The organism is Corynebacterium sp. MSK074, from assembly GCF_030229735.1.
GTDB lineage: Bacteria > Actinomycetota > Actinomycetes > Mycobacteriales > Mycobacteriaceae > Corynebacterium.
Window position 1 is genome coordinate 227,106 of record NZ_JASPIX010000002.1, and the last position, 11,574, is coordinate 238,679.

The 11,574-nt window shown below is 61.0% G+C and carries 10 protein-coding genes; 7 read left to right on the forward strand and 3 right to left on the reverse strand.

Annotation, left to right across the window (positions count from 1 at the left end; all coding sequences use genetic code 11):
- Window positions 1–6: 6 nt before the first annotated feature.
- The 3 genes from QP965_RS03095 to putP are packed head-to-tail and all read right to left on the reverse strand — an operon-like array spanning window position 7 to window position 2,682.
- Window positions 7–456 (reverse strand): DUF2269 domain-containing protein, encoded by a 450-nt coding sequence (locus QP965_RS03095; protein WP_239277928.1) that lies wholly within the window; start codon window positions 454–456, stop codon window positions 7–9.
- A 44-nt stretch (window positions 457–500) separates the two neighbouring features.
- Complete coding sequence (locus QP965_RS03100; RefSeq protein ID WP_284767505.1) at window positions 501–1,079, reverse strand: HNH endonuclease family protein; 579 nt, start codon at window positions 1,077–1,079, stop codon at window positions 501–503.
- A gap of 37 nt (window positions 1,080–1,116) precedes the next feature.
- Window positions 1,117–2,682 carry a sodium/proline symporter PutP gene (gene putP / locus QP965_RS03105; RefSeq protein WP_284844035.1) on the reverse strand — a complete coding sequence of 522 codons (1,566 nt, stop codon included), beginning with the start codon at window positions 2,680–2,682 and terminating at the stop codon, window positions 1,117–1,119.
- Between the two features lie 179 nt (window positions 2,683–2,861).
- On the opposite strand from putP, the gene QP965_RS03110 reads away from it, so the two are divergent.
- The 7 genes from QP965_RS03110 (at window position 2,862) to QP965_RS03140 (ending at window position 11,542) form a co-directional block, all read left to right on the forward strand.
- A complete protein-coding gene (locus tag QP965_RS03110) occupies window positions 2,862–5,885 on the forward strand; it encodes a DEAD/DEAH box helicase (RefSeq protein WP_502869234.1) in 3,024 nt (1,007 codons plus the stop codon).
- A gap of 3 nt (window positions 5,886–5,888) precedes the next feature.
- Window positions 5,889–6,710 carry an SWIM zinc finger family protein gene (locus QP965_RS03115; protein ID WP_284767501.1) on the forward strand — a complete coding sequence of 274 codons (822 nt, stop codon included), beginning with the start codon at window positions 5,889–5,891 and terminating at the stop codon, window positions 6,708–6,710.
- Window positions 6,710–7,828 carry a metallophosphoesterase family protein gene (locus QP965_RS03120; RefSeq protein ID WP_284844033.1) on the forward strand — a complete coding sequence of 373 codons (1,119 nt, stop codon included), beginning with the start codon at window positions 6,710–6,712 and terminating at the stop codon, window positions 7,826–7,828. The genes QP965_RS03115 and QP965_RS03120 overlap by 1 nt, the downstream gene beginning before the upstream one ends.
- Entirely contained in the window at window positions 7,828–10,413 is a 2,586-nt protein-coding gene (locus tag QP965_RS03125) for an AAA family ATPase (protein ID WP_284844032.1), read from the forward strand. Before QP965_RS03120 ends, QP965_RS03125 begins: the two co-directional genes overlap by 1 nt.
- A gap of 5 nt (window positions 10,414–10,418) precedes the next feature.
- Entirely contained in the window at window positions 10,419–10,925 is a 507-nt protein-coding gene (locus QP965_RS03130; protein ID WP_284844031.1) for a MarR family winged helix-turn-helix transcriptional regulator, read from the forward strand.
- A 5-nt stretch (window positions 10,926–10,930) separates the two neighbouring features.
- Entirely contained in the window at window positions 10,931–11,230 is a 300-nt protein-coding gene (locus tag QP965_RS03135; protein ID WP_284844030.1) for a molecular chaperone GrpE, read from the forward strand.
- Between the two features lie 108 nt (window positions 11,231–11,338).
- Window positions 11,339–11,542 (forward strand): hypothetical protein, encoded by a 204-nt coding sequence (locus QP965_RS03140; protein WP_284766303.1) that lies wholly within the window; start codon window positions 11,339–11,341, stop codon window positions 11,540–11,542.
- Window positions 11,543–11,574 lie beyond the last annotated feature (32 nt).

Genomic DNA, 11,574 nt, shown 5'->3' on the forward strand with positions numbered 1-11,574 from the left:
GGCCACTTAGAAGTTGACGTACATCAGGATAAGGCAGACAATCCACAGCAGGTTGAACACGCCGCCGAATGCGGACAGCGGCTTCTTTGCTGCCGCGTAGTCGAAGGATTCAGTGGACTCGAGGGCGGCCATTGCCTTCTTCTGCTTTGGCAGAATGACGAAGAAGAGCAGGCACCATGCGACGATGGCAACCAAGATGGCGATGTGGAAATTGACCGCGGACTTGTAAGCGTCAATATCGGACAGGAATACGCCGAGGCCGAGGATAGGCACGATGGCAGAGATGTAGCCGTAGGTATTGGTGATGTTATACAGGGCGCGAGCGGAACCGAGCGCCGCGTGGTCGCCTTGTGCCGCCTTGGCCATTTGGGTCTGGAAGCTGGAGGTGGATACGCATACTGGGCCGATCAAGAGAATGGCTGCGGCCACGTGGAGGAATACAAGGAAAGAAGTCATTGAAAGAACCCTTCAATCGCGGAAAGTTGCCACGTCAACCCTAATCAATTCCCGGTGAGTACGGCTAACCGACATTGCCTTTGCATAACCCGCACGTCCTTGGAAGGCAGGGGAAGGGAGTACTTTCGAGCGATGTCGGCGAGGCGCCGGGAATAACCGCAGCGGTTGGCGGGAGGAAGCCAATCCGCAGGGAGGGAGTCTGACTTTTCTTGGTTGAGCTCACGGCTGGTAGCTACGAGATTGAGCGGGTCGTTGCCAAAGCGGACCTTGGTTTCGCGGTCCCACTCGGAAGCGCCAAGGTCATAGGCCGCGGAGAGGGGAAAGATATGGTCGATCTCAATGGGAGAGGTAGCGGGAATGGTGGTGCCACTATAGGGGTCATAAAGAGTCCCGCTGCGGGCGTGGCAGGCGTGGAGGGGATCGCTTGATTGGCTTTCTAGAATGACCTCGCGGGTGGTGCAGGCGCCGTGGGGCTGCCAGATGCCGAAGTCTTCGCGGTCGTAGCCGGTGGCCTCGGGGCGAGCTGGGAGAGTGGCAACATCAAAACGTGGAAAAGGCCACGCATACCATGCGCCGATGAGAACGGTAATGCATGATAGCGCGGCCAAGTAATAGGACTTCATGTCCTATTGGACTGCGCGGAGCGCAGGGTGGTTCCGACTATTTATCGGTGACCTTTTCTGCGGCTTCCTCGAAGTCGAGGTTGGAGTCATTTTCCACGAGCTTGGCCAGCTTGGTGGACTCTTCGAATTCGGCAACAACCTCTGGCTTAGGCTCCTTCGTGAGCTTGGAGACAATAACCGCCACGATGAGGGCCAGGAAGAAGCCTGGGACGATTTCGTAGAGGACGTCGGAAAGCGGAGACATGCCCCAGCCAATAGCAACGATTGCACCGGTAAGCATGCCTGCAATGGCACCGGCGGAGTTGAGGCGCTTCCAGTACAGGGAGAGCAAGATGATCGGGCCGAAGGCAGAACCAAAGCCTGCCCAAGCGAAGCCAACCAGACCCAAAATGGAGTCAGATGGGTTGATTGCCAGCAGGGCGGCGATGACCGCGATGGCGACGATGGCGGTGCGGGAGAGATTAATGAGGACCTGCTCGCCTGGCTTCTTCTTAGCAAAGATGAGGAAGAGGTCCTCGATGAGGGAAGTAGAGACGACGAGCATCTGGGACGACATGGTGGACATAATGGCGGCCAGAACCGCGGTCAGGACGAAGCCTGCGGGCAGTGGGTGCATCATGGCTTGCGCCATATCCAGGAAGATGGTTTCGAAGTTCTCCTGGTCGGTGATGCTGTGGCCGGTCTGGGTGAAGTAAACGGTACCGGATAGGGCGACGAAGATAGCGCCGATGACGGATAGGCCCATCCAGGTGACGCCGTAGAAGCGGCCCTGGCGGGCGTCGGAAGGCTTGCGCAGCGCCATGAAACGCACGATGATGTGCGGCTGGCCAAAGTAGCCCAGGCCCCAGGCAAGGTTGCCGATGATAACGCCAGCGGAAACGCCCGCGAACATGGAGAAGTAGTTGTCATTTTCCACTACGCCATCGGTGCCGTAGGCATTATTGCTTGCGAAAGAGAAGATGGAAGCAGGATCGCTGAGAGAGACGATTGCCATAATCGGCACGATCATCAGGGCGACGAACATAAGCACGCCCTGGACGACGTCCGTGTAGGACACCGCCAAGAAGCCACCGACGAAGGTGTAGAAGATGGTCACCGCGGCGATAACGAGCATGCCGGTGAGGTAGTCGCCACCGAAGGTGGACTCAAAGTAGCGGCCGCCGGAGACCATGCCGGAGGAGACGTAGAAGGTAAAGAAGAAGATGATGATAGCTGCAGAGATGATGCGCAGCAGACGGGACTTATCGTGCAGGCGGTTTTCAAAGAAGGACGGCACGGTAATCGAGTTGGCCGCGATCTCCGAGTAGGAGCGCAGGCGCGGTGCGACCCACTTCCAGTTTGCCCAGCAGCCGACGAGCAGGCCGATGGCCATCCATAGCTCGGACATGCCGGAGAGGAAGAGCGCGCCAGGCAGGCCCATGAGGAGCCAGCCGGACATGTCGGAAGCGCCTGCGGAGAGAGCCGCTACGAATGGGTGCAGACCACGGCCGCCCAAAACATAATCGTCATATTGATCGGTTTGCTTGTAGCTCCAATAGCCAATGGCTGCCATTGCGAGGAGATACACGATCATCGCAATGACGTACCAAGTTGAATCTTGCACGATTTACTCCTTGTAGATGTGTGATGACATTCTCACGTTAACGGGGTCACAAGGTTAACCCAAGCGAAAATACAGGTGTGGCGCAGATCTCCGTTTCGATTTTCTGTCGTTCAACTGGGAAAAGGGTGGAACATAACGAGCCTGTAACAAAACCAAAAGGGGCTGCTATGCTGGCGGCTATGGCTTCTTACCTCGTGCATGGACTGTGGCTCCCCGTTACGGGACTAGGTCTATGGATTGAACAGGTAGAAGGACACAAGATCGTCATGCCCAACGCCGTCCCCGAGGGCACCTTCCCGCCAGCGGTGGAGTCCATCTTGGCGCAGAAATCCTTCCGCAACCGAGCGCGGGTATCGCTGCGTACGCCAAAGGGCAAGGATGTCTCCCTGATGGTGCCCATGGCGATGTTCGGACCCGAAGAGGCCGTGGCGGCGCTTGCCCAAATGGAGCACCTGAACCACAAGCCGCCCGCCACCATCGCGCCAGACCTCCAGTGGCTCATCCACGCCTACAGCGGCCTGTGCAAGTTTGTGCGCGCCGGGCGGGTGACCTTCCGGCTGGCTTACCAGGCCAATGAGTGGTTCCCCATGTGGCAGCTGGCCTCCGGCTTGGGCGAGCGCGGCTGGCTCGCGGAGATGATGGCGGCCGCGCCAGGAATCTTGCACGTTAATAACCGTGCGCTGTCGGATGATATGGCCGATGAGCTTACCCACTGGATTGCCTTCCGCGAGCTGCGGCCCGTGGCGGAGGCGCCGCGGCCGATGCCATGGCACGAGTTTGCTCGCGCCCTGCTCGATACGCGGCCGATCCGACGGGGGCGATCGCAGCTGCTGCGCGGGCTCAATGAGTGGAAGAACTCCATTTACGAGGTAGAGCTCCAGCTGGTCTACATCGTGGAGGAGCCGCTTGACGATGACCCGGATACGGCCAAGTGGCCAGTGCGCGTGCGGGTTCGCTCGGGCACGGATTCTCCGCGGCCGGTGTCGGCGCAGAGTTTGGATAGGGCGAGTGTGGAAAAGCTGCGCGAGGCTCACCGCAAAGCAGTGCGCATCGCACCCACACTGAGGGAGACCGCGCAACTGCCGCAGCCTGGCGACGGCGACTGGGACGTCTACCTTGAAACCCACCAGCTCACCCACTTTATTACCCACGAGGTGGATAAGCTCAAGGCCAGCGGCGTGACCGTCATGCTTCCCAAAGCCTGGGCGCAGATGGAGACTAAGGCCAAGTTGGAAACCCACGAGGCCCGCGATCCGGCTGAAGCCGCCACGAAGAAGCACATCGGCATGAATAAGCTGGTGGACTATAACTGGCGCATGTCCGTGGGCGATGTGGAGCTGACCGAGGAAGAGATGGAGGACCTGGTCAATTCCAAGTCCGGCCTCATCCAGCTGCGCGGCAAGTGGGTCATGGCCGATAAGCAGGTCGTCTCCCAAGTCTCCGGCTACATGGACGCGCTGCGGGAGAAGGCCATCGCGCGCAAGAAGAAGGAGCTCGAGCAGCTAGCAGCCTCCGCAGAGATGGCTAAGCAGCTCGACCAGCCAGGGTGGGAAGCTCTGATGGCGGACGTGGAGCGCCGCCGCCAAGAATTCAACGAGGGCGGCGAGGAGCACGAGCAGGTCACCGTGGCCGAGCTGCGCGAGCTGGCGCTGGAGTCCATGACCCAAGAGCCCATCGAGTTCACCGGCAGCACTTGGCACACGGCGCTGCTCGGCGGGGTGGATAAGGTCGCCCCGGAGCGCGTGGAGATTCCTACGACTGTGCATGCGGAGCTGCGCGAGTACCAGCGCCGCGGCGTCGACTGGCTGTACTGGATGTCGCGCAGTGGCATTGGAGCAGTGCTTGCCGACGACATGGGGCTCGGCAAAACCCTCCAACTACTGTCCCTCCTCGCGGTAGAAAAGGACCGCGGTGAGCAGACCGGTCCCACGCTCGTGGTGGCACCAACGTCCGTGGTGGGCAACTGGGCCCGCGAGGCTCAGCGCTTCGTCCCAGACTTCAAGGTCATGGTGCAGCACGGTCCCAGCCGCCCGCGCGGCGAGGACTTTATTAAGAAGGCCGGCGAGTGCGACCTCGTCATCACCACCTACGGCACCGTGGGCCGCGATTTTAAGGACATGGGCGAAGTCGGCTGGCAGCGCGTTGTCCTCGACGAGGCCCAGGCCATCAAGAATTCCGCGACCCGCTCGTCCAAGGCCGTGCGCTCGCTGCCCTCGGAACACCGCGTGGCGCTAACCGGCACCCCGGTGGAAAATCGCCTCTCGGAGATGCGCTCCATCCTGGATTTCTGCAATCCCGGCGTGCTGGGCACCGCTTCGTTCTTCCGCAATCACTTTGCTAAGGCCATCGAGCGCAATAATGACGAGGAAATGTCCGAGCGCCTGCGCCAGCTCACCGCGCCGTTTATCCTCCGCCGCGTCAAGACGGATCCGAATATCATCGATGACCTGCCGGAAAAGTCCGAGCAGATCCTCACCGTATCCATGACCACCGAACAGGCTGCCCTGTATAAGGCGCTGGTCAACCAGGTGAAAAAGGACCTGCAGGAAGCGACGGGCATCAATAAGCGCGGTTTGGTGCTGGCCTCACTCACCCGCATTAAGCAGATTTGTAATCACCCCGCGCACTACCTAGGCGATAACTCACCGGTGGTGCTCAAGGGAAAGCACCGCTCCGGCAAGGTCAAAGAGCTCATGCGCATCGTGGATGAGGCCACCGAATCCGGCGAGCGTCTCCTGGTGTTTACCCAGTACAAGGCCTTTGGTGATATCTTGCAGCCTTACCTAAGCGACCAGCTCGGCCGCGAGATCCCCTTCCTGCACGGCGGGGTAAGCAAGAATAAGCGCGACCAGATGGTGGAGGACTTCCAGTCCGAGGACGGCCCGCCGGCGATGATCCTATCGCTCAAGGCGGGCGGCACCGGCCTGAACCTCACGGCCGCCTCTATCGTCGTGCACATGGACCGCTGGTGGAACCCGGCGGTGGAAAACCAGGCGACGGACCGTGCCTTCCGCATTGGCCAGCGCCGCAATGTGCAGGTGTATAAGATGATCACCGCAGGTACGCTGGAGGAATCCATCCAGGATATCTTGGACGGTAAGACGCAGCTGGCCGGCGCCGTGGTGGGCGAAGGCGAGGGCTGGCTTACCGAGCTAGACCCCGATCAGCTGGCCGCACTCATGAGCTACCGGGGGAGGGAGTAATCCATGGCTGTTAAAGGCGACGACAACGTCATCTATGCCAATTTTGGTACCCGCAAGCGGGTGAGCACCCCGGCCGAGGTCAATCACGTAGACCGCAGCGGGCGCATACTGTCCACCACGGCTGCGCGGATTGCGGCCTTTACCTCGCATGGCGCGGATCGCGGCCGAATTACTCGCGGCCGTCAGTATGCCGAGGGCGGCCACGTCGTAGGCCTCGAGGTGCGCAATGGCGCCATCCATGGCCGCGTGGCCGGCTCCCAGAACGAGCCCTTTGCGGTGCTCATCCAGCTGCCGTACCGCAATAACGACGATATTGCCCAGCTAGCCACCGAGTTCGCCCGCACCCCCAATTCCGTGGCCAATGCGCGCAAGGGCATGCTTTCCGACGCCGCCTTAGACACCCTCTTCGCCCACGAGGCCGAAGACTTGCGCCTGACCTGTGACTGCCCCGACGGCGAGTACGTATGCAAGCACATCGTGGCGGTGGGCGATAAGCTCGCCACCCGCGCCGATGCGGATCCGGCCGTCATCTTTAATATGCGCGGGCTGGACTTTGCTCGGCTGGAGCGCATGGTCTTAGAGCAGGCCAAGGCGGTCAGCCGCGAAAGCTTCACCCCGAGCGACCTGTCCGAGGAAGAGAAGAATGACATTTTCTGGAACGGGCGAGAACTGCCGAAGCTGCCGCAGCCCAAGGTCGCCCCGGCCATAGATGACTCCGATCCGGACCTCTTGCGCAAGGCCATGCGTTCGGTTTCGCATACCAACCTGGACCTCCTGCGCGCGGTATCCGATATTGAAGACCTCTACTACCACCTCTCGCACTAATGACTGCTACCACGTTTATCCATACCTCCGATTTTCAGCTGGGCATGACCCGGTGGTTCTTGAAGGGTGAAGCCCAAGGCCGGTTTAACGATGACCGCGAGGCCGCCATCGTCCGGCTGGGAGAACTGGCTGAGGAGACCGGCGCGGAGTTCATCGTCGTGGCCGGCGACGTCTTTGAGCACAATGCCCTCTCGCGCGACATCCTTGCCCGCGCCACGGAGATGTTCAAGCGCCTGCCGGTGCCGGTTTATGTCCTGCCGGGAAACCACGATCCGCTGGTGGCGGATTCGGTCTTTTATAAGACCAGCGCCGAGAATGTCCACGTCATCGCAGACTCAGAGCCCATCGAGGTCGCACCCGGCGTGGAGTTGGTCGGCGCGCCGTACCTGTCCAAGCGAGCAAACCACGACTTGGTCCGCCAAGCGCTCGAACCGTTGGAACCGGCCGCGGGCATTCGCATCGCCGTCGGCCACGGCCAAGTGGATTCCCGCTCCGGCGAGGATGACGCCGATACCATCGACCTTGCCTTTGTCGAGGACTGCCTGGGCCGTGGGGTGATCGACTACCTAGCGCTGGGCGATACCCACTCCACCGCCAGCCTCGGTACCACCGGCCGGGTGTGGTTCTCCGGCAGCCCGGAGACCACGGATTATAAGGAAACGAGCACCGGTGGCGGCGAGGCCGATTCCGGCAATGCGCTGGTGGTGCGCGTGGGGGATAAGGTGGACGTCGAGAAGCGCCGCATCGGCCGCTGGACCTTTGAGGCCATTGATGCCGCTGTGGATTCCGCCGAGGACGTGGAGCGCTTCCTCGCGCACCTAGGCGAGTACCCCGATAAGGTGCGCACGGCCGTGAAATATAGCCTGCGCGGAACGCTCGGAGTCGCGGCCCATGCCCGCCTGCAGCGTGGCTTGGATGAGTACGAAGCCGTATTTGCCTCCCTGCGCCCGCGCGAGCGCACCATGGACCTTTACCTGGAACCCAGCGAGGAGGAATTGGCCAGCCTCGATATCTCCGGCTACGCGGCTGAGGCGCTGCATGAACTGTTGGATAACCGCGAGGATCCCGTCGCCCGCGACGCCGCCAACCTGCTATTCCGCCTGGAGGGACAGTCCTGATGCGCATCCACCGCCTAGAACTTACCAACGTCCGCGGCATTGAGCACTTGGTCCTTGATGAGCTTCCCGAGACCGGCGTCGTGGTCATCCATGGCGAGAACGAGGCCGGCAAGTCCACCATCGTGGAGGCACTCGACGTGGTGCTCACCGAAAAGCACAGCGGCCGCTCCAAGCGCATTCGCTCCCTGCAGCCGGCGGGCAAGGACGTTGCCCCGGAAGTTACGGCCGAGCTAAGCGTAGGGGAATACCGCTTCCGCATTGCCAAGCGTTGGCTATCCAAGAAATCCTGCGAGCTGACTATCACCGCACCCCGGCCGGCGCAGTTTACCGGCAGCCAAGCCGATGATGAGCTGGAGCGCATCCTCTCTGAGCATTTGGATCGCTCGCTTGTCGACGCCCTCTTTATGCGCCAAGACGACACCGGCGAGGCCATTTCTGCCGTCGGCATCCCCAGCCTAACCCGGGCGCTAGAGCGCGAATCCGGCCTGGCTGAGGAAGAAGTCTCTGGCGATGACTCCGCGTTGTTGGCCCGAGTGGATAAGGAATATCAGCGCTACTTCACTGCAGCGAAGGGTAATCCGGCAGGCGAGTACAAGGAATCCGCCGCAGCCCTAGCTCGCGCCGAAGAGGAATACACAGAAGCCACCCGCGTACTGCGCGAGCTCGATTCCGTGGTCGAGCGTTACGAGCAACTCGAGCGCGACCAAGCCGCCGCCCAGTCCGAACTTCCCGCTGCGCAGGCCGATCTCACTGACAAGCAGTCTCGGGCCAAGGAAGCCGCAACCGCGCAGGCCAAGCTGGACTCCCATAAAGCCACGCTTGAGCGCGCCTCGGACGATCTCGCTCGTGCGCAATCCGCAGTCACCGAGCGCGGCGAGCTCGTTACCGCCGCCGAGGAATCTGCCAGGGCTACCGAGGCTGCCCAGTACAAGCTCACCGCCGCGCAGGACAAGGCTAAAGAGGAGGCCGAGGAGAAGGAAAGATTAGAAAAGCGCCTGGCGGAGGCCAAAGAGGACTATGCGGCGGCCCGCAGCACACTTAAGCAAGCGCGCCGCCAGCAAGATAAGCAGAAGTTTGAGCAGCTCAGTGCCCGGCTAGAATCGCTTGACGCCCTTGCCGCCGAGGCGGATCAAGCCCGCTCCGTCGTTGCGCAGCGCGGCCGCGAGGTGACCGCGGCCGATATCACCGGTTTGCATAAGGCAGACTCAGCGCTGTCGGTGGCCGAGCGCCTGCACGAGGCTGCGGCCGCCAAGGTGCATTTTTCTGGGCCGGCGGGTTCTACCATTCGCGTCGATGGCGAGGACATCGAGGTAGGGGAGGACACCGCCGTCGAGCTTGTCGATTCCCGCGTAATCACCATCAGCGATATCACCGCCCGCTTCTCGGCCGGTTCCTATTCCGCGGAGGACACCCAGCGCGATGTGGAACAGGCCCGCACCCGGCTGCACGATCTGCTCGATACCCTGGGCGTAGGTTCAGTGGCTGCGGCTGAGAAGGCCCATGAGGTGCACCGTTCGCAGAACGATGCCCTCGACGCCGCCACCCGCGCCCTTGCCGCGGAACTGGGACCGGATGATTTGGGCGAGCTGCGCGCCCAGCATGCTGCGCTGGCTGAGAAGATCGCGGACCTTGCGGACGTGGAAGAGGTAGATGTCGCCGCCGCCGAAGCTGCGGAGGAAGATGCTAGCGAAAAGGTCGATGCGCTCGACCGCGAGCTTGTGCCGTATCGCGAAAGCCGCCTGGCCCATGAGGCTGTGCGCCTCGATGCCGAACTTGCCGCGGCCCGCGAAAACGCGCAGCGCGTGACTCGAGAGCTTTCCTCCGCGCGCGAACGCGCCGCTGACGATGATCTGCATGCCGAGGTCGTTCGCCTGGAATCCGTAGTGGTGGACCTGCGCGGGCAGCTCGAAGAAATGGAAGCCGTTGACCTTGCTACCGCGCAGTCCCTGGTAGAAGGCGCGCAGTCCCACCTGGATTACCTCACCGAACGCATTCAACGCTGCGAGGTAGACCTCGGCCGGCTTTCCAGCGAGGTGAATTTCCACTCCGGTGCCGCCGAGCGCGCCCAACAGGCCACCGCGGCGGTGGAGATGGCCCGGGCGGTGTACGAGAGCGTGGACAAGCGTGCGCAAGCCGCACGGTACCTGCGCGAACTTTTGCTCAAGCACCGCGATGCCGCCCGCCAGCGCTACGCCGCGCCCTTCGTGGCTGTGCTCTCACAGTTGGCGCGCACCGTTTATGGTGGCGAAATCACCTTTGAACTGGATGAAGATCTCCGTGTGATCGCTCGCACTCAGGGCAATGAGACGGTAAGTCTGGCTAGCCTTTCTGGTGGTGCCCGCGAGCAATTGGCCATCCTCACCCGCTTTGCCATTGCGCAATTAGTGGGGGCGGAGTCGGTACCGGTCATCGTCGACGATGCGCTGGGTTCTACTGACGCGCACCGTCTGCAACTAATGGCCACGCTCTTTTCCCATGTCGGCCGGGACAATCAGGTATTGGTCTTTACCTGCATGCCAGAGCGCTACTCCCGGGTGCCGGGACGCGACGAGCGCGACATAGCTTCCCTCAAAGGGGTAATCTAGGCCCCATGCCTTATCAAACTCGCTGGTTAAACGACGAAGAACAGGAGCTATGGCGCCTGTTGCTTGCCGCTGTGCGCAAAATAGATAGGGGAATGGATGAAACGCTGAAAGCCGGCGGGGAAGTCTCTGCCTCCGAGTTTGCCGTCCTGGTCGCTCTTTCAGAGGCACCCGAACAGCGCCTGCGCCTACGCGAGCTATGTACGCAGCTGCAGTGGGACCGCTCCCGCGCCTCCCACCAAGTAACGAGGATGGAAAAGCGCGGCCTGCTCACCAAAGAACCGGACGAGGACGATGCTCGCGGCATCTACGTGTGCGTGACCCACGTGGGCCTAGAACACCTGCGACGTGCCGCTCCTGAACACGTGGAGTCCGTGCGCCGCATGGTCTTTGACCATATGCAACCCGAGGACGTACCGGCGCTGCGGCGTTTTTTCGCCGGAGTTCTTCAGGTCAATAACATCCCGGGCTATGAGGGGTACGTGCCAGATTGGCTACTACACGGAAAGGATTAAGCTCCATGATGGGACAAGAGCTCTTTGAGCACCCGAAGAAGCAATACAAGACCTACGGCATCACCGCGTTGGAGGAGCTTAGCCCGCGCATCGGTGACCCTGAGGTGCACCTGGATGATGCTGCCAGCGAGGACCAAGTTGCCGCCATGGAGGAAGCGCTAGAGGCCTACCCGGATTCTGCGCTGACCTATGACCAAGACACTGAACTGTGGATTGTAGGCGCGGAAGAGGATATTGAGCGCATGCTGGCGGACCGCGAGTCTTTCGTAGAAGCACTGCTCAATAATGAAGACCCAGGAATTTAATTGCTGATTTTCGGCGTCAATCAAAAGTGCGAGGAATGCGGCCTTATGAGCATCTAACTGTTAAGATATCCGTAGTTAATCCTCGGTGGATCGAAAGGTTTTATCATTATGAACGAGCGTGAGGCTCAGGAACAGCGCGAAGCAGCAGCCCGCGATAAGGGCAATGGCTGGGTTCCCGTATTCCTTCAGTGGATCCCTTCCATGCTGCTATCCGTAGTGATGCTGGCAGCCATGTTCTTCGGTATGTACTACATCGAGCACGGCACCTTGGACATCACCCAGCCGATCACCAACGAGTTCATTACTCAGTAGCTTCGGCACATAAAAGAATCCGGCTCCCACAC